Genomic DNA, 18,716 nt, shown 5'->3' with positions numbered 1-18,716 from the left:
CGAATTCTTTCAAGTACTGTCGAATCCAGTTTTTTACCATTTCATGTTTGGCAGCGGCGGACATTACACCTCCTGAATAGTATTTGGATTTAAAAAATAGAAAAAAAGAAGATAAAAACGGCCATGCAGCACACTTTCCAACTAAATACCCTTCTGAAACGATTACAAATAACTTATATTTCTTACTTACTTAATTAGAAACTATCCTACCTAAAATTTTATCTTCTAATATCTTTGTGTCAAGGTTTCCTTTAACGAAATCTTCATCTTCCACCAGCTTAAGGTGAAACGGGATGGTCGTTTTAAGATTTCCTTCTATAAAAAATTCTGATAGAGCTCTCTTTCCACGAATTATTGTTTCTTCTCTTGTTTCACCGTGAACGATTAGCTTAGCTATGAGAGAATCGTAGTAAGGCGGTATTGAATAGCCTTCATAAACGTGTGTATCAACCCTTACGCCAAATCCTCCAGGTAAAAGCAGTTTCTCTATTTTTCCTGGAGATGGCCTGAAATTCCTCTTATAATCTTCGGCATTAATCCTGAATTCAATTGCGTGGCCGTTTAATTTTGGATCTGCCATTTCAAGTTTTTCACCTTCAGCAGCTTTTATTTGAAGGGCTATAAGGTCTTTTCCTGTTACCATTTCAGATACTGGATGTTCGACCTGAATTCTTGTATTCATTTCTATAAAGTAAAAGTTTTTATCTTTATCAACTAAAAATTCTACGGTTCCTGCACCTTCATATTTAATTGCTAACGCAAGTTTTCTTGCAGCTTCATAAAGTTTCTTCCTTAAAGTTTCATCTACAAAAGGTGAAGGGGATTCTTCAAGCACCTTTTGATGTCTCCTTTGAAGGGAACATTCTCTTTCACCGAAAACAGTTACATTTCCATGCCTGTCTGCTATGATCTGTATTTCTATGTGTCTTGGGTGTAAAATTAGCTTTTCTACGTAAACTTCTCCGTTGCCAAAAGCAGCTTCTGCTTCTGCCATTGCCGTTTTGATTATTTCTTCTGCACCTTCTTCTGATTCTACGACGCGCATGCCTCTGCCGCCACCACCGTGGGCAGCTTTAATGAGAACGGGAAACCCTATCTTTTTTGCAAATTCAAGAATCTTTGCAGGGTCCTTTGTCGCTTCACTGCCGGGAACTACTGGAATTCCAGCTTTCCGGGCTATTGCTCTTGCCTGTGCTTTGTCTCCCATCGTTATCATCGTTTCAGAAGATGGTCCTATAAATTCAACGCCGCAGGCTCTGCACACCTCTGCAAATCCGGGGTTTTCAGACAGGAAACCGTAGCCTGGATGGATGGCGTCGGCACCTGAAACTTCGGCTGCCGATATGATGGCTGGAATGTTAAGGTAGCTTGCCGCAGGGCGTTCACTTCCTATACAGATGGCTTCATCAGCAAGGAACACAGGTAGAGAGTCTTTATCAGCGGTTGAATAGACAGCTACCGTTTTTATTCCAAGCTCGCGGCAGGTTCTTATTATTCTAACGGCTATTTCACCTCTATTTGCTATCAGGATTTTTTTAAACATAGACTACTCCGGTTTACACTTTCTCTATGTAGAAGAGCGGTTGGTCAAATTCAACAGGTTGTCCGTTTTCTACAAGTATCTTTACTACTCTTCCTGATATGTCGGATTCTATTTCGTTCATAACTTTTAGAGCTTCGATTATGCAAAGGGTCTGTCCCTTTTCAACAAAATCCCCTTCTTTTACAAACGGTTCGGCACCTGGAGAAGGTGCTCTATAGAATGTTCCAACAATTGGTGAGCGAACAATGTGAATGTTTTCTGCTGGTTCCGGTGTTTCAGCTACTGGCTTTGCGGGTTCCGCTGGCGATGCTACTGTTGTTTCTACAACTCTTTCAACCGTTACAGGTGGAGAAGTCTTTTGACGGCAATAGCGGGCTTTTACCTTGAGACCTTCAAGCTCTATTTCAACTTCTTCTATGCTGCTGTTTTCAAGAGATTTTAAAAGATTTTCAATTTTTTCTATCACAATAGCCTCCGAAATTACTTGTTAACTCTCTCAAGGTACTTACCTGTTTCGGTGTCAATCTTCACGTACTCTCCAACGTTTATGAACGTTGGAACCTGAACAACTGCGCCTGTTTCAAGAGTAGCAGGTTTAAGAACGTTATTTACCGTATCTCCTTTAAATCCTGGTTCTGTTTCTGTAACCTGGAGGATTACCGTTTTGGGAAGTTTTACAGAGAGGGGTTCTCCTTTGTAGAATTGAACCTGGACGGTATCATTTTCCTTAAGGAATTTTGCTTTTTCACCTAAGTTTTCTGCCGGTACTGGAATCTGCTCATATGTTCTTGTATCCATAAAATAGTAGAATGTTCCATCGTTGTACAGGTATTCCATTTCCTTCTCTTCAAAGTCAGCTACTTCAAGCTTTTCACCAACCTTGTAAGTTTTCTCAACCACGTTCCCCGTTCTGAGATTTTTTAGCTTTATCCTTGCAAAAGCCTGCCCTTTTCCTGGTTTAACGTGCTGGTAGTCAACTATTTCGTAAGGGTCGCCATTTATTTCCAGCTTCATACCTTTTGATATCTGGTTTACGTCTATGGATGCCACTTTTAACCTCCTGTTTCAGCCTGAAAGTTTGCGCTATTATACTATACGCCATTTGAAATTATAACAATTTGTTAATCCGGCAGTCCTGTTGTTCCTATTGTTGCAAGCTCAACTTCCTTCGCCCCTATGGGAACAATTTTCCTGATGCGTTCAAACATAAAGTTATTTTCAAGGATTTCGGCGGCTCTTTCGCTCTTTGTAAATCTGTAGTGTTTATTAAGTAGAACTTTTAAAAAGTCTGCATCTTTTCTTGATAATTCTTTTACCGTTACGTAGTTTTCGTTTATCTTTTTCTCTATCTCTTCATCAAGAACATAGGCAACGCCGCCTGTCATTCCTGCTCCGAAGTTCATTCCAACTTCGCCAAGTACGGCAACAACACCTCTTACCATATATTCGCAGGCGTGTTGTCCTGCTCCTTCAACGACGGCAACTGCACCGCTGTTTCTAACGGCAAATCGTTCACCTACTCTGCCGGCAGCAAACAGCGCTCCGCCCGTAGCACCATAAAGCAACGTGTTGCCTGCAATTACATTTTTTGAAGGATTCCCTTTAAAGTTTTCTGGAAATGTTATTATGATGAGGCCTCCTCCAAGTCCCTTTCCTACATAGTCGTTGGCTACACCTTTGAGAAAGAGCGTTATGCCTGTTGATAAGAACGCCCCGAAACTCTGCCCTGCAGTTCCTTCAAAATAGAGCCTGACTATGTTTTTAGGAATTTCTTTTCCAAATTTCTTTATAAGAAGATTGGAGAGGGGAATGCCAATGCCTCTATCTGTGTTTTTGATCAGGTATCTGCCTGTGAAGGGCTCACCGTGTTCTATGTAAGGCTCTGCATCCTGGACAATTCTATCGTTTAAAGGTGACTGAACAGGGTTATAGGGGATTGATTCTCTGATAAAGGGAAGTGCCGGTTCGAGAATGTATTCAAGGTGAAGGTCAGAAGCTTTTGTAAATTTTTCAATTTTTTCACTGTCAGGTTTTAAAAGGTTACTTCTGCCGATTATCTCTTTTAGGCTTCTGTATCCCATCTGAGCTAAAAATCTTCTTACGTCTTCGGCGACGAGGCGGAAGTAATTTATGACAGCTTCTACCTTTCCTCTGAACCTTTTTCTCAGTGCTTCATCCTGTGTTGCTATACCAACGGGACATCTGTTTGTGTGACACTCTCTATCCATTACGCAGCCTTCTGCTATCATGGCTGCTGTTCCTATACCAAACTCTTCAGCACCGAGCAGTGCCGCTATGATCACATCTCTACCCGTTTTTATTCCACCGTCAACTCTTAAAACAACATTTTCTCTCAGGCCGTTTTCCATAAGGGTTCTGTGTGTTTCAGGAAGGCCTATTTCCCATGGAAGTCCAGCACCTTTTATAGAGGTTATCGGTGATGCGCCGGTTCCTCCGTCACATCCTGATATCTGAATAACATCCGCTTTTGCCTTTGCCACGCCGGCAGCAACGGTGCCAACGCCAGATTCAGCAACAAGCTTGACGGCTATTTTAGCCTTTGGGTTTGCAAGTTTCAGGTCGTATATAAGCTGTGCAAGGTCTTCGATGGAGTAGATATCATGGTGAGGCGGTGGTGATATAAGCGTAACGCCGGGAACAGAGAATCTCAAGGATGCAATGTAAGGAGTAACTTTTTTACCGGGAAGGTGTCCACCTTCTCCCGGTTTTGCCCCCTGGGCTATTTTTATTTCAATTTCTTCGGCCGATGCCAGATAGGCTGGTGTAACACCAAATCTTCCTGATGCCACTTGCTTTATTCTGCTGTTTTTAATTGTTCCATATCTTTCCGGGTCTTCACCGCCTTCGCCGCTGCAGCTTTTTGAATTTATTCTGTTCATCGCTTCGGCTATAACCTCGTGTGCCTCTTTTGAAAGTGCGCCGATAGACATTCCGGGAACCATAAGCTGTTTCATTATCTCTTCAGCAGGTTCTACCTCTTCTAATGGTATGGGTTTTTTGTCCGATTCTATTTTTAGAAGGTCTCTTATATAGACAGGGTTTTCCCTGTAGTAGTCATAAATCTTCTCGTAATCTTCAAATTTTCCCGTCTTTGAGGATTTTAAGATGGCTCTTACGACCTGAACTGAAAATCCGTGCTTTTCCTTTCCCGGGCGGTAGTAAAGCTCGCCGCTTTCAGGAATTTCATCAAGTTTTTCAGCAATTTCTATCCTTCTGTTTATCTCTTTTTCAATGTCTTTTAATGTCATTCCACCTGTAGGTGAGAGCATGTTCGGGAAGAATTCGTCAATAACTTCTTGGGACAGTCCAATAATGTCAAAGTTTTGTCCAAGGTGGTAAGAGGATATAAGAGATATACCCATTTTGGACATTATCTTTAGAAGTCCTTTTTCAACGGCGGTTTTATAGTTTTTGACAAGCGTTTCAAATGGCAGGTTAAGTTCAATCTCTCTTGTTTTAAGGTATTTGTAAACCAGATAGGGATAAACTGCACTTGCACCGAAAGCTATAAGTGCAGCAATTTCGTGGGTGTTTTTTACCTCTCCCGTTTCAACGACGATAGAAACTTTGTGCATGAGTTCCTGCTTTTTCAGAAAGTTAACCAGTCCTGATACTGCAAGTAGTGAGGGGATTGGCTTATTAACGTCTTTATCAGAAAGAATTACTATGTCAGCACCTTTCTTGATTTCATCTGCTACCGTTTCAAACAGGTTATAAAGCCCTTCTTTAAGGTCGCTGTCAAATTCCATTTTAAATGTTGCCGTCTTCATGAATTCAAGGTTTTTAAGGCTTTTAAACTCTGACGGTGTTAGAAGTGGTGATTCAAGTTCAACTCTCCTTGGCAGTTTTCCCTCTCTTTCAAGGAAGTTGACCTTTCCGCCCAATCTCATTTTTAGAGACATAACAACTCTTTCTCTAATCGGGTCTATAGGCGGATTTGTAACCTGGGCAAACTTCTGCTTGAAGCAGGAAAAGAGTGAACACGGATTTGCTGACATGAAAGGAGGCGGTGTGTCGTCTCCCATTGAGTAAACGGGTTCTTTTGCCTCTTCTGCCATTTCATCCACGACAAATTCAAGGTCTTCCTTTGAGAAGCCAAACTTGAGAAGTTCTTTTTTTAGTTTCTTCTCTTCCGGTTTTTCAAACGTGCATGGTGTTGAAAAGTCGGAGAGTTTAAAGAGTTTTCTTCTTATCTCTTTTTTGAGGTTTCGTTGAAGTGCTATCCTTTTGAGAACTTCTTCGTTTGTTTCAACCGTTCCAAATTCTGTATTTACTACAAGGATTTCTCCAGGTGACAGTCTATTGTGGGAAATGATTTTGCTTTCGGGAATCTCAATCATTCCTTCTTCAGAACCGAATACAATCAGGTTATCTTCTGTTATTAGATACCTTGCCGGCCTTAATCCATTTCTGTCAAGCTTTCCGCCGACTGTCTTTCCATCTGTAAATACTACTGCGGCAGGTCCGTCCCACGGTTTCATGAGAAGGAGGTGGTAGAGGAAAAACGCCCTTTCATCTTCGTCAAGATCAAGCATCTCATACGCAGGTGGTATGAGGACGCTTATAGCTTCTTCTGGTTGGTATCCAGCAAGCACCATAAGTTCAAACACTCTGTCAAGAGATGTGGAATCACTTTCGTTGAAGTCAACGAGAGGTAGTATTTCCTTTATCTGTGTTCCAAAATGAGAACTTTTTATTATCGGTTCAACGATTTTTATAAAGTTTCTGTTTGCCGTTATTGTGTTAATTTCACCGTTGTGTGCGAGCATTCTTAAAGGTTGTGCCAGTCGCCATTCAGGATTTGTGTTTGTTGAGTATCGCTGGTGGAAAAGAGCAATTGCCGTTTTAAACTCTTCATTTTCAAGGTCAGGATAAAACTTTTCAAGGTCTGGTGCAAGCAGCATTCCCTTGTAAACTATAAGTCTGTTTGAAAGTGAAAGAACATAAGTTTCGTTAGAGACATCTTTTAGAGCTTTTTCAAGCTTTCTCCTTAAAATGTAGAGCCCTATGTCACCTAAAAACGGAATGATTATTTGAACGATGAACGGCATTGATTTTCTTGCTATCTCGCCGCATTCTTCCTCTCTTACGGGAACTTCACGGAGTACAAATTCTACCTTGGCCTCTCTTAAAAGCGTTTCAATTTTTTTTATTGAACTGTCAACTTTTTTTCTGTCTATGAATATCGTTCCGACTGCAATGTCGCTGTTTTCAAAATCTTTTCCGCTTTTTTTCGCCTCTTTTTTGAAAAACTCTTCAGGAAGCTGGAATAGAACGCCTGAACCGTCTCCTGTTCTTCCGTCAGAGAGAACAGCCCCTCTGTGTGTCAGGTTGGAAACAGCTTTAAGTGCATTTTCCAGTATTTTGTAACTTTTCTCACCGTTGATGTTGGCTATAAATCCGACGCCACAAGAGTCTTTGTGTTTCATTCCTCTTTCTCCTGAAAATGAATTATGTACTTTCCGTTAAAGGATGATGCCTCTTCAAGTCCCACAAATTTTGTTCCATTTTCCTTGAACTTTTCAAAGGTGTGTGATGGGAAGAGGCAGTATTCTGGTTTAATCGTTTTTACAATCTCTTCAAATATGCGGTTTCCCGGTTTTAGATTGGAGACAAAGATATTTACCCTTTCAAGTTTTAGTTTTTGGAAAGTTGCAAAAAAGGCGGCGATGTCCTCAGCAAATATGTATCCTGTATCTTTTTTAGGGAATCTTCCGCCATACCTTTTGGCCCACTCTTTTCTGGTAAATTTCCACGTTTGTGGATGGTAAACGCCGCTGATACCGCTAAAAAAAATACCTTTGTACTTGAATATTCTTGACATTATGTCAACGCCGTCACTCTTTGAAAGAACCTCATAGTCTTTTTCTTTTCCGTGAATGTAGAACCAGGTTCTTTTAAGAATTAGAGGTTCTTTCAGGTTTAAAGGTCCCAGCGAAATGCTTATGTCTGCACCTGAAACTTCTAACAATCCTTTTAACCTTTCTCCATTTCCGTTTAGAGCACCCGTTATGAGAAATTCCATTGCCTTCTCCCTTTAAAGGCTTTAACTGAAAAGTCCTTCAACGAATTCTTCAGGGTTGAACGGTCTTAAATCTTCTATTTTTTCACCTATTCCGATGTACTTTATCGGTATTTTCAGCTCACTTGCTATGGCAATTACTATTCCGCCTTTTGCTGTGCCGTCAAGTTTGGTAAGCACAATTCCTGTAACATCTGTTATCTCTTTGAAGGCTTTTGCCTGAGATATTGCGTTCTGCCCCGTGTTTGCGTCAAGAACAAGAAGAATTTCAGACGGTTCACCCGGTATCTCTCTGCTGATAACTTTTTTAATCTTTTTAATTTCTTTCATTAATCTGTCTTTATTGTGAAGTCTGCCTGCTGTATCAACAATAAGAATGTTTTCTCCTTTAGCTTTAAGGCTCTGAACAGCGTCAAACACCACGGAAGCAGGATCTGCTCCTTCGCTTCCCTTTACTATTCTTACACCTGCCCTTTCAGCCCATACTTCGAGCTGTTCTATTGCAGCTGCTCTAAACGTGTCTGCTGCGGCAAGGAGAACACTTTTCCCTCTATCTTTAAGCTGTTTTGCAAGCTTTCCTATGGTTGTTGTCTTTCCCACTCCGTTAACGCCAAGAACTAAAATGACCGATGGTTGATTTTCTATTTTTAGTTCTCCTGCGTATTGGGAAAGGAGATTTTTCAGTTTCTCTTTAAGGACTTCAAGAAGTTCGTCAGATGTTTTCAGCTTTCTCTTTTTCGTTTCTTTTCTAAGCTCTTCTATAAGTTGAAGGCTCGTTTTTACACCTATGTCTGCAAGTATGAGTCTTTCTTCAAGCTCTTCAAAGAGTTCTTCGTCTATCTCTCTTCCTTTAAAAACGGAAAAGTTTAGGGCCTTTCGTGTCTTTTTTAATCCCTCTTTGAAGCTTTTAAAAAATCCCGTTTTTCTTTTTCCCGTTTTTTCTTCAAGTTCTTTCTTTAATTTTTGTAAAGTTTTCTTTTCGCTTTCAGGAACAGCTGGTTCAATCTCTTCTACCTTTTTAAGGGCTTCGTTGTACAGTCCTTCCTGTTTCAGTATCTCTGCTATGTTGTAGCTTGCAAGGAACCGGACTTTTCCATTTTTTGATTGGGCAGCCGTTTCAAAAAAGTTACGGGCCCTTGAAAGGTTGTTGTTTTTCTTTTCGTTTAAACCCGCAAATAAAGCTTTTATCTCTTTTTCAGATTCAGGTAGGTGCTTTAAAGTTTCTTCTATAAGATTTTTCTCTTTTGCAAGCTTAAAAGCTTCAATGATAAGGCTTCCGTCGCTGTATATCAACGCGTTAGCAAGGGCTTCACCGTCATTCTCTTTTTCTGCTAACTTAAGCCATTTTTCCGGTTGATTAGGATTCTCTTTAAGCTCATCTCTAAGGCTTTTTCTTTTAAAGAAACCGAGCATACTCTACTCCTTTAACTATTGAACGTCTGGTAATACTAAATTATACTATTACTTTGATTTTTCCACATTTTCTCTTCCACAAAGGGTACTGGTATGGATTTAAAACTCTATGCAATTACCGATGAGCGTTTTATGGATGAAACCAATATAGCCGATAAAGTGGCTGCGGCAATAGAGGGTGGTGTTTCCATCATTCAGTACAGGGCGAAGAAAAAAGATTCTCTTAATATGTATCGTGAAGCGTTGATTGTAAGGAATGTTACTAAAAGGTATGGGGTTCCCTTTATTGTTAATGACAGGCTTGACGTAGCCCTTGCCGTTTCTGCCGATGGTGTTCACGTCGGGCAGAGTGATTTGCCGGTTTCTGTAATCAGAAAGGTTGTCGGGGAACATTTCATCATAGGACTTTCTACTCACAATCTGTTTCAGGTTGAAAGGGCAAACGAAGAAGAGGTTAATTACATAGGGTTTGGTCCTGTTTTTCCAACGAATACAAAAGAGAAACCTGATCCTGTAGTTGGAGTGGACGGTCTTTCTCAGGCAGTTAAAAACTCTTTTCATCCGGTTGTTGCAATTGGAGGAATTAATTCGGATAATATCGGTAGTGTTCTTGCCTGTAAACCTGCAGGTATTGCCGTTGTCAGGGCTATTTTTGATGGTGATCCTTTCGTAAATGCCAGAAAACTGAGAGAGAAGATAGATGCTGAGATGGGCAGAAGTTTACCTTGATAGATTAAAAAGAAATTATGAAAGTTTGAAAAGGTTTGCCGGAAATAAGAAGATTATTGCTGTTGTTAAAGCGAATGCTTATGGTCACGGAAGTGTTGCAGTCGCTTCTTTTTTAGAGAGAAAGACAGATGTTTCTGCTTTTGCCGTTGCTACTGTATTTGAAGGGATAGAACTTAGAGAGGGCGGTATAAAAAGTCCTATTATTGTTATGAGTAATCCTCTCTTTGAGAGTGCCAGGAATTTTTTAGAGTATGACTTGATACCTGTAGTTTTTGATTTTGAAAGTCTTGGTATTGCTATTGAGATGGGAATTCCTTTTCATGTGAAGATAGATACCGGCATGGGGAGACTCGGATTTATGCCGGACGATTTTCAAAAGTTAACGGAGTTTTTTTCTTCACCTCTGTTCAAAGGTATCATGAGCCATTTCCCCGTTTCTGACGAGGACGAGACTTTTACCAGACAGCAGTTTTCGTTTTTTATGAGGTTTGTGAAGGAAGCTTTGAAGGTAAACAGCGGTATTGCTGTTCATGTTGATAACAGTGCTGCGGTACCGTACCATTTTGATTCTTTGCTTACACATTCAAGGATAGGACTTGCTTTATATGGAAGTAAACCAGGTCCTGACTTTCCGATAAAGCTTGAACAGGTTATGGAGATAAAGTCGAGACTTATACAGGTTAAGACGTTGCCCGAAGGATGGGGTATCTCTTACGGTAGAACTTATGTTACCTCTTCAAAGGAAAAAGTTGGTGTAGTTGCCTTTGGATATGCAGATGGGTTGATGAGGAGCCTTTCCGGAAAATGGTATGTAAAGGTAAACGGTGAAAAGTGCCCGGTCAGGGGAAGAATCTGCATGGATATGACAGTTGTTTCTCTCGAAGGGGTTGATGCCCGTCCCGGTGATGAGGTTGTTATTACTGACAGGGAGCTTACCTTTGATAAAATGGCAGAAGAGGCGGGAACGATTTCTTACGAAATTATGTGTGATATTAGCCCCAGAGTAAAAAGGGTATTCTTAGAAGAATAGGATTTGAGAGGGGAGCGATGGAAAGGTACTACATGGCTTTTGACTTTGCCATTCCAAACGAAGAGAGGGACAAGGCAGACTGCATACTTTTTGAAGCGGGATGCAAGGGGATAGAAGATTTAAAAGAGGAAAACGGAATATCCTACATTCGTGTGTATTTTGACGGTGATACCGACTTTAATCCCCAGGCCTCACCGCTTAAGGATTATCTCCTTGGTTCTTTTAGAATAGAAGAGCAGAACTGGAACGAAAACTGGAAAAAGCACTTCAAGCCGACACCAATTGGAAAAAAAATTGTCGTTGTTCCTTCCTGGATGAAGGACGAGTTTAATCCAGGTGACAGGATACCTATTTACATATATCCGGGTCAAACCTTTGGTACAGGTACTCACGAAACTACAAAGTTGATTATGGAACTTATAGAAGAATTTATGCTTCCGGGTTTTTCATTTTTAGATGTTGGTTGTGGTAGTGGTATTCTCTCCATTTTAGCTAAAAAACTTGGTGCGAAAAAGGTTGTTGCCTGTGATATTCAAAAAGAGGTTGAAGATGAACTTGAACTTAACATGGCAATAAACAATATTTCAGGTATAGAGTTTGTTCCTGGAAGTGTTGATGCTGTTGAAGGCACTTTTGACATGGTTGCTGCAAACATAGAGAAGCATCTTTTGGAGCCACTAATTCCCGACCTGGTTAAAAGGACTGAAAGGTATCTCCTTGTTTCTGGTGTTTTGAAAAGTCAGGAAGATGACATGGTTAAAGAGCTTAAAAGTAATGGTCTTGTTATTAATGAGATTAGAAGGGAAGGTGAATGGATAGCTATAGCGGCAATGAAATAATGGTTGATCTTCATGTTCATACAACCTGTTCTGACGGAACAGATAAACCGGAAGAAGTCGTTAAACTTGCGTCTCTAAAAGGTCTTTCTCTTATAAGTATAACCGATCACGATACAGTTTCAGGTCTTGAAAGTGCTGTCAATGCCGGAAAAGTATATGGTGTTGAGGTGATTCCTGGGATAGAGGTAACAGCCGATACGTCCATGCTTCCTGCATCTGCCGAGTTTCACGTTCTCGGCTACTTTATTAATCCCGATTCGCCTTCAATTCTTGAGCTTGTGGACTTTTTTTCAAAATCAAGAGAAGAGAGAAACAGGATTCTCATTGAGCGTCTTGGCGAAGAAGGATTTAATATAACTTATGATGAACTTGAAAAACTTTTTGGTAAAAACTTTGGAAAGCCGAATATAGTAACGATGCTTGTTAAAAAACAGATGGTTTCTTCCAGAAAGAAAGCTTTTGCCCTTTTAAGACGGCTTAAGGTGAAAAGAAGGAAGCTTGATTACAGGGAGATTTTCAGATTGATAAAAGAAGCTGGAGGTATTCCCGTTCTTGCACACCCCTGTACGTTGAAGTTGGGATGCTCCGGACTTTACGAGTTCGTTTCACAGCTTAAAAGAGAAGGGCTTGAAGGTATTGAGGTTATTCATTCAGAACACACCCCCTCTATGGTTGTTAATTTTAAAGAGATGGCAAAAGAACTCGGCCTTTACACCACAGGTGGCAGTGATTATCACGGGTATAATAAGCCTGACATAGACATTGGAATGCTTAAAATTAAAATGAAGGATCTCAATTTTGGCGTTTTTGCTGGAGTGTAAGCTATGGTTATAGGTATTCTTGGTTCCGGGAGCTGGGGTTCTGCTCTCTCAATACATTTTGGGAGAAGCGGGTTTAACGTAGTTCAGTGGTGTCGTGAGGAGGATGTTGCTAATTCTATAAACAGGGAAAGGGAAAACAAAAAGTATCTTAATGGTGTTTCTTATCCCGATTCTGTAGAGGCGGTTTCTGACATAGAAGTTTTCTTTAAGAAGGTTAAGGATGTTGTCTTTTCAGTTATTCCTGCACAGTTCACAGGTGATTTCTGGAGGAGGCACAGAGAGTTTCTTTCAAAGAGAAAGGTTATATGTGCGAGTAAAGGGATTGAGATTTCTTCTCTAAAGTTGCTTTCTCAGGTTTACGCTGAAGCCGTTGGAGGTGACTACTTTGTTCTTTCAGGTCCCACATTTGCAAGGGAAGTTGCCCTTGGAAGGCCCACTGCAGCGGTTCTTGCCGGCAAAGACATAGATAAGACTTTTGAAATGGTTAATCTTTTAAACACGAAACTTTTCCGTCTGTATGCTTCTGACGATGTTATCGGTGTTGAAACAGGCGGTGCAATGAAAAACGTCATAGCCATTGCAGCAGGTATATCCGACGGTATGGAACTCGGGAGCAATGCCAGAGCAGCCTTGATAACGAGGGGACTTCATGAGATTAAGAAGCTTGGATTAAAGCTTGGTGGTAAAGAAAAGACCTTTTACGGCCTTTCAGGAATGGGAGATTTAATTCTTACATGCACGGGTAACCTTTCAAGAAACAGGCAGTTTGGCCTGACCATTGGAAGAGGTGAGGGAGAGGTTGATAAAAAGTACGTGGTTGAAGGTGTTCATACGGTGAAAGCGGCCGTTGAACTTTCGGAGAAATTGAATGTTGAGATGCCTATAACGCGGGCGGTTTATGATGTTGTGTATGAAAGAAAAAATCCTTCCGAAATAATGCTTAATCTGCTATCAAGGCCGGTGAAGGAAGAATGAAAAAGGTAGTAACAATAGGAACTGCTGGACATATAGACCACGGCAAAACCTCTCTGGTAAAAAGGCTTACGGGTGTTGATACGGACCGTTTGAAAGAAGAAAAAGAGAGAGGCATGACCATAGAACCCGGTTTTGCCCATTTCTTCCTTGATGACTGCCTGATAAGCATTGTTGATGTTCCCGGGCATGAAAAATTTATAAAAAACATGGTTGCCGGTGCTCACGGCATAGACGGTGTTCTTTTTGTGATTGCAGCTGATGAGGGAGTAATGCCGCAGACAGAGGAACACCTTACTGTCTGTCAGATGCTTGGAATAGAAAAGGGTATTGTCGTTCTTACGAAGGTTGACACTGTTGATGAAGAGTGGCTTGAGCTTGTTGAAGAAGATGTCAGGGATTTTCTGAAAGAGACTTTCCTTGAAAATGCACCTTTTGTAAAGGTTTCTTCAAAAACCGGTGCAGGTTTTGATGTTTTAAAGGATGAACTGAAAAAGTTAGTTGAATCTCTTGATGTACGGAAAGGAAGAAGCTTTCCCCGCCTGCCTGTTGATAGAGTTTTTACTGTAAAGGGTTTTGGCACTGTCGTTACAGGCACGCTTTCGGATGGTGAACTTTCAAAGGGCGATACGGTTGAGATTCTGCCTTCTAAAATAGAGACGAAAATAAAGAATCTTCAGACGGCAGGTAAAGACGTAGATAAAGCTTTTCCAGGGCAGCGGACAGCTGCAAATTTAACAGTGCCGAAAGAAAAGGTTCACAGAGGTGATATCTTAACGGTACCTGGAACTTTAAGGTCTTCAAGGATTGTTGATGTAACTTTTACACTTTCAAAATCTGCACCTGCGGTTAAAAAGAGGCAGAAGGTTCACTTCCACTACCTTACCCTTATGGCTGAGGCGGAAATTGTCCTTGTAGATAGGGACATTTTAAATCCCGGTGAAACCTGCTTTGCACAGGTGATTTTTGACAGGGATATTTATCCGGTTTACGGCGATAACTTTGTTGTCAGGACGATTTCACCGGGCAGGGTTATAGGTGGCGGTACGATTCTTCATCCTCTTGAAACGAGACGTTATCGTAAAAAGTTTGCAGACAAGTTTATAGAGAAGCTGAATGCCCTTTATAAAGGGAAGGAATCGGCGTTCATGGAATTTGTTGGGGAGTTTGAACCTCTTGAAATTAAGCTTTTACCTCAGCTGTTAAATCTTTCTTTAGATGAAGCGAAAACACTTGTTGAAAAGTTTAAAAAAGAAGGAAAAGTTATCGTTGCAGATGGGCTTATCTACACGGTTGAAACTTTTAAATTGCTGGTAAACAGGGCTTTAGAACTTGTTGCTGACTATCACGAAGAGTATCCTGTTGCAGACGGAATAAATAGAGAGACACTGAAGAGCCTTTTGAACGTGGGAGATGAACTCTTTTTAAATATTATTTCCTCAGCAGGACTTGAAGAGAACGGAAAAGTTATAAAGTTAGAAGATTTCAGCCCTCACCTTGATGAAAAATTTTCAAAACTAAAAGAGGACATAGATGCAGAACTTGAAAAGAGCGGCCTGTCAGTGCCTACTCTGAGCACTTTAAAGGAAAAGTTAAACGTACCATCCGATGAGTTTTACATGCTTTTATCATTTTTAAAGAGGGAAGGTTACAGGACGGCAGGAGATTTTCTGCTTTTACCGGAGATGTTTAAAGAGATTAAAGAGAAGACAGTTAATCTTTTGAAGGAGAAAGGTGAAATAACAGTTGGCGATTTTAAAAATCTCTTTAACCTTTCAAGGAAACACGCCATTCCATTCCTTGAACTCCTTGACGCTGAAGGTGTAACTGTTAGAGATTCGAATGGGAAGAGAAAGTTGCACAAGTGACCATTTTCCTTTTGAAAATTTTCTAATCTTCACTCTGAAGCTTTTGAAAACAGTTGCAAATCGGTAATCGTGGTAATATAATGGCAGTAGCAAAATTACCACCAAAGGAGGCGATGCTTAATGGCAACAATTTACGTCCGTGACGGAGAGCCATTTGAGAAGGCGCTAAAGAGATTCAAGAAGCTGTGCGAAAAGGAGGGTATTCTTACTGAGATTAAGAGGAGAGAATACTACGAGAAGCCAAGTGAAAAGAGAAAGAGAAAGGCTATGGCTGCAAGAAAGCGTCTTATCAAGGCTCTCAAGAAGCGCGGTCTTCTTCCGCCAAGAGGTAAGAAGAAGAAAAAGTAATTGTTTAAGAGGCATTACTGATGGGATTAAAAGAGAGACTCATTAAAGACATGAAAGAGGCCATGAAGGCCAGGGATAAGGTTAAACTCAGCACCATAAGAATGATAAACTCTCTTATAAAAAACGCTGAGATAGACAAGCGCGGCGAACTTACAGACGAAGAGATTGTTTCTCTGCTTCAAAAGTACGCAAAGCAGAGACGTGAGTCCATAGAACTCTACGAAAAAGGTGGCAGGCAGGATCTCGTAGAGAAGGAAAAGGCAGAGCTTGCCATTGTTGAGTCTTACCTTCCAGAGCAGATGAGTGAAGATGAGATTCGCAGGATAGTTGAGGAAGCCATAGCTGGAACGGGAGCTTCTTCACCGAAGGATTTAGGTAAGGTTATGAAGGTTGTAATGCCAAAGGTAAAAGGAAAGGCTGACGGTTCTGTTGTTAACAGGATTGCAAGAGAACTTCTCTCAGGAGAAGGTTAATTACCATGGCTTATAATCGTGGCGCTGGCACTCCTTTGGTCTATTGGAGGGGGTATTCATAATAATGTTCAAAGGAGTGTGGCGCCACCTTGATTTTGATACTCTTCTTGAGAAAACTGCCTCCCTTGCCCGAAGTGAACCGGGCAGAAGGGCTGTTCTCTCTATTACACCTTCCACCGATGTTTCGGAGATAACGGAAGAGACACTTATTACATTTGAATTTGTAAGGCTTTTAACAGAAAGGTCTTTTCCCTTTGAAGCTTTTCCCGATATTTCATCGGTTATAAAAAAGGCAAAGGTTGAAGGCGCAGTATTTTCAATTCCGGAAATCCTGTCTGTTTACACTGTCTGCTGCCAGTCAAAGATTGTAAAGAAGTTTCTTAACGACATAAGAGAAAGGTTTCCGAGGCTTTCAGCTTTTTCTGGTTCTCTCTCAAGTTTTCTTGAATTGAGAGAACTTATTGACACTTCCATTGACGAAAGCGGTGAGATTCTTGATACTGCTTCTTCTAACCTTAGAATGATAAGGGAGAAAAAGAGACAGATAGCCGACAGCATAAAGAAACGTCTTGAATCCCTTGTTAGAAGGAACGAAGATATATGTCCCGACCAGATTATAACGATAAGGAACGGTAGATACGTTGTCCTTGCCAAAAACAGTTACAAAAAGCGGTTTTCAGGCATCGTTCACGATCGTTCGATATCGGGACAGACTGTCTATGTTGAACCTGCCTTTGTTGTTGACGATAACAACAGGTTGAGGGAGCTTGCAGCGGAAGAGGAAAAAGAGATAAAGAGGATTCTTGCCTACATAAGCAAGAAGATAAGGGAAAACAGATTCCGCATTTCTGCGGCTTTTTCCACACTTGTTGAACTTGATAGACGGTACGCAACTGCTGAGATGAGCCGCAGATTGAAAGGCACGCTTCCTGAGATTTCGGACAGGATAGAACTTAAAGATGCAAGACATCCGCTTCTCGTCCTTTCACAGAAAGAAGTTATTCCTGTTGATGTAAAGGTTGAAAAAGGCCTTGTCATTACAGGTCCCAATACCGGCGGTAAAACGGTAATACTCAAGACTCTGGGGCTTTCCGTTTTGATGTTTCAATCGGGATTTCTCATACCTGCTGCGGAAGGCAGTAAAATCCGTATTTTTAAAAAAGTAAGGGCAGACATAGGCGACGAACAGAGCATTGAACAGAGTTTGAGCACTTTCAGTGCCCATGTTAAGAACATTTCTGAGATTCTTAGCGAGGCTGATAAAGATACCCTCGTTCTTCTTGATGAGCTCGGTGCCGGAACAGATCCGGTAGAAGGTTCAAGCCTTGGTGTTGCGATACTTGAATACTTAAAAGAAAAAGGCGCCGTTTCAATCATAACGACCCACTTTACGCCGATAAAACTTTACGCTTATAAGGACGATTATTATGAGGTTGCATCTGTTCTCTTTGATGAAAAGAGTTTGAAACCTCTATACCGCCTTGCTTACGGTGTCATAGGCAGAAGCTACGCATTTATCATAGCGAAACGTTACGGAATGCCTGATGCTGTTATAGAAAAAGCGCAGAAGCTTCTATCTTCAGAGGATAGGATTGCATCTGAGATTGTTGCAGCCCTCGAGTCTGAATATAGAGCCCTTCAAAATGAAAGGGAAGAGGTTGCAAAATTAAAAGAAGAGCTTGAAAGAGAAAGAGAAAAGCTTGAAAAAGAAAAAGAACTTTTAAAAGAGAGAGGTGTTGAGAACCTTCAGGCTTACATAAGGGAATTTAGAGAAAAGAGTGAAAAGCTTCTTTCTGAAATTCAGGACGAAAGGCTCAGGAAAAAGGTAAGGGCGCTGATACAGGAAGCTAAAAAGAAAGTGGAAGCGGCGGAAGAAAAAGAGATAAAAAGAGCTGCCGCGGAAATAAAGCCCGGCATGATTGTAAAGATCAAGAAAACAGGAAGAAAAGGAACAGTTATAACTGTTGATACAGAAAGAGGTATAGCAAAGGTTGCGATAGGTGCTTTAAAAATAGATATGAAGTTAAATCAGCTTGAGCCTGTTATTGAAACCGTTGCCGAAGAGAAAAAAATAAGGATAGACGCAAAGGTGCCTCAAAACTTTTTCCCTGAAATTAAACTGCTTGGAATGAGAGGCGATGAGGCACTTGATGCTGTTGAAAAATTCCTTGATGATGCAAAACTTGCGGGATTTCACAGGGTAAAAATCGTTCACGGTCACGGAACAGGTATTTTAAAGCGGCTTGTCAGGACATATCTAAAAGATTCACCCTATGTTAAATCTTTCCGCGGTGGAAGAATAGAAGAAGGCGGCGACGGTGTTACGATTGTTGAGCTGAAATAGTATAATAATTTCCGGCAAGGTCTTTTACATCTGAATAGGCGAAAACCTCTTAAAAAGTTGTATGTTCAGAGTGGTTGTGCTGCAAGGTTTATTAGTTTATCGTAAAGAACTTAAGTTCTGAAGAGATAGAGAGTCAACGGCTGAAATTCGGTGCAGTTGAAATGCCCTGATAAATGTGAGGGATTGCGACTCTTCTAATGTGGATTCACGCAGAACTATAACTTTCGTTGAAATGCCCTGATAAAGATAAAATAGAGGGATTGCGACCATTCATAATTAAGCCAGAGAATTCT

At 40.9% G+C, this 18,716-nt stretch carries 15 protein-coding genes; 9 read left to right on the top strand and 6 right to left on the bottom strand.

What is annotated here, in order from left to right:
* Positions 1–190: 190 nt before the first annotated feature.
* The 6 genes from accC to ftsY form a co-directional block, all read right to left on the bottom strand.
* Positions 191–1,543, bottom strand: a complete 1,353-nt coding sequence (gene accC, locus MV676_RS03850; RefSeq protein ID WP_297445421.1) for an acetyl-CoA carboxylase biotin carboxylase subunit — start codon at positions 1,541–1,543, stop codon at positions 191–193.
* Between the two features lie 13 nt (positions 1,544–1,556).
* Positions 1,557–2,009, bottom strand: coding sequence for an acetyl-CoA carboxylase biotin carboxyl carrier protein (gene accB, locus MV676_RS03845; RefSeq protein ID WP_297445419.1), 453 nt, complete (start codon positions 2,007–2,009; stop codon positions 1,557–1,559).
* Between the two features lie 14 nt (positions 2,010–2,023).
* Complete coding sequence (gene efp, locus MV676_RS03840) at positions 2,024–2,593, bottom strand: elongation factor P (protein ID WP_022846955.1); 570 nt, start codon at positions 2,591–2,593, stop codon at positions 2,024–2,026.
* A gap of 71 nt (positions 2,594–2,664) precedes the next feature.
* Positions 2,665–6,993 carry a glutamate synthase large subunit gene (gene gltB, locus MV676_RS03835; RefSeq protein ID WP_297445417.1) on the bottom strand — a complete coding sequence of 1,443 codons (4,329 nt, stop codon included), beginning with the start codon at positions 6,991–6,993 and terminating at the stop codon, positions 2,665–2,667.
* Positions 6,990–7,589 carry a hypothetical protein gene (locus MV676_RS03830; protein ID WP_297445415.1) on the bottom strand — a complete coding sequence of 200 codons (600 nt, stop codon included), beginning with the start codon at positions 7,587–7,589 and terminating at the stop codon, positions 6,990–6,992. The genes gltB and MV676_RS03830 overlap by 4 nt, the downstream gene beginning before the upstream one ends.
* A 21-nt stretch (positions 7,590–7,610) precedes the next feature.
* A complete protein-coding gene (gene ftsY, locus MV676_RS03825; RefSeq protein ID WP_297445413.1) occupies positions 7,611–8,999 on the bottom strand; it encodes a signal recognition particle-docking protein FtsY in 1,389 nt (462 codons plus the stop codon).
* 93 nt (positions 9,000–9,092) lie between these two features.
* Between ftsY and thiE the strand changes: the two genes are divergently transcribed.
* From thiE to MV676_RS03780, 9 genes are all read left to right on the top strand, one after another.
* Positions 9,093–9,728, top strand: coding sequence for a thiamine phosphate synthase (gene thiE, locus MV676_RS03820; RefSeq protein WP_297445412.1), 636 nt, complete (start codon positions 9,093–9,095; stop codon positions 9,726–9,728).
* Entirely contained in the window at positions 9,700–10,758 is a 1,059-nt protein-coding gene (alr, locus tag MV676_RS03815; RefSeq protein WP_297445411.1) for an alanine racemase, read from the top strand. Before thiE ends, alr begins: the two co-directional genes overlap by 29 nt.
* Positions 10,759–10,775: 17 nt before the next feature.
* Entirely contained in the window at positions 10,776–11,597 is an 822-nt protein-coding gene (locus tag MV676_RS03810; protein ID WP_297445409.1) for a 50S ribosomal protein L11 methyltransferase, read from the top strand.
* On the top strand, positions 11,570–12,418 hold the full coding sequence (locus MV676_RS03805) for a PHP domain-containing protein (RefSeq protein ID WP_297445407.1): 849 nt from the start codon (positions 11,570–11,572) through the stop codon (positions 12,416–12,418). Before MV676_RS03810 ends, MV676_RS03805 begins: the two co-directional genes overlap by 28 nt.
* Before the next feature lie 3 nt (positions 12,419–12,421).
* A complete protein-coding gene (locus tag MV676_RS03800; protein ID WP_297445406.1) occupies positions 12,422–13,393 on the top strand; it encodes an NAD(P)H-dependent glycerol-3-phosphate dehydrogenase in 972 nt (323 codons plus the stop codon).
* A complete protein-coding gene (gene selB, locus MV676_RS03795) occupies positions 13,390–15,258 on the top strand; it encodes a selenocysteine-specific translation elongation factor (protein ID WP_297445404.1) in 1,869 nt (622 codons plus the stop codon). Before MV676_RS03800 ends, selB begins: the two co-directional genes overlap by 4 nt.
* 120 nt (positions 15,259–15,378) lie before the next feature.
* Entirely contained in the window at positions 15,379–15,606 is a 228-nt protein-coding gene (gene rpsU, locus MV676_RS03790; protein WP_022846945.1) for a 30S ribosomal protein S21, read from the top strand.
* 20 nt (positions 15,607–15,626) lie between these two features.
* Complete coding sequence (locus MV676_RS03785) at positions 15,627–16,079, top strand: GatB/YqeY domain-containing protein (RefSeq protein WP_022846944.1); 453 nt, start codon at positions 15,627–15,629, stop codon at positions 16,077–16,079.
* Between the two features lie 64 nt (positions 16,080–16,143).
* Complete coding sequence (locus MV676_RS03780; protein ID WP_297445403.1) at positions 16,144–18,423, top strand: endonuclease MutS2; 2,280 nt, start codon at positions 16,144–16,146, stop codon at positions 18,421–18,423.
* Positions 18,424–18,716: the final 293 nt, after the last annotated feature.

Source organism: Desulfurobacterium sp. (assembly GCF_027028515.1).
Taxonomy (GTDB): domain Bacteria; phylum Aquificota; class Aquificia; order Desulfurobacteriales; family Desulfurobacteriaceae; genus Desulfurobacterium_A.
Note: the sequence above shows the minus strand (reverse complement) of the source record. Positions and strands in the feature narration are given on the sequence as shown.

Bases quoted from the DNA above. Each gene is read 5' to 3' on its own strand.
- accC (WP_297445421.1), bottom strand. From the start codon at position 1,543: ATGTTTAAAAAAATCCTGATAGCAAATAGAGGTGAAATAGCCGTTAGA.
- gltB (WP_297445417.1), bottom strand. From the start codon at position 6,993: ATGAAACACAAAGACTCTTGTGGCGTCGGATTTATAGCCAACATCAAC.
- MV676_RS03830 (WP_297445415.1), bottom strand. From the start codon at position 7,589: ATGGAATTTCTCATAACGGGTGCTCTAAACGGAAATGGAGAAAGGTTA.
- ftsY (WP_297445413.1), bottom strand. From the start codon at position 8,999: ATGCTCGGTTTCTTTAAAAGAAAAAGCCTTAGAGATGAGCTTAAAGAG.
- thiE (WP_297445412.1), top strand. From the start codon at position 9,093: ATGGATTTAAAACTCTATGCAATTACCGATGAGCGTTTTATGGATGAA.
- alr (WP_297445411.1), top strand. From the start codon at position 9,700: ATGCTGAGATGGGCAGAAGTTTACCTTGATAGATTAAAAAGAAATTAT.
- MV676_RS03810 (WP_297445409.1), top strand. From the start codon at position 10,776: ATGGAAAGGTACTACATGGCTTTTGACTTTGCCATTCCAAACGAAGAG.
- MV676_RS03805 (WP_297445407.1), top strand. From the start codon at position 11,570: ATGGATAGCTATAGCGGCAATGAAATAATGGTTGATCTTCATGTTCAT.
- MV676_RS03800 (WP_297445406.1), top strand. From the start codon at position 12,422: ATGGTTATAGGTATTCTTGGTTCCGGGAGCTGGGGTTCTGCTCTCTCA.
- selB (WP_297445404.1), top strand. From the start codon at position 13,390: ATGAAAAAGGTAGTAACAATAGGAACTGCTGGACATATAGACCACGGC.
- rpsU (WP_022846945.1), top strand. From the start codon at position 15,379: ATGGCAACAATTTACGTCCGTGACGGAGAGCCATTTGAGAAGGCGCTA.
- MV676_RS03785 (WP_022846944.1), top strand. From the start codon at position 15,627: ATGGGATTAAAAGAGAGACTCATTAAAGACATGAAAGAGGCCATGAAG.
- MV676_RS03780 (WP_297445403.1), top strand. From the start codon at position 16,144: ATGTTCAAAGGAGTGTGGCGCCACCTTGATTTTGATACTCTTCTTGAG.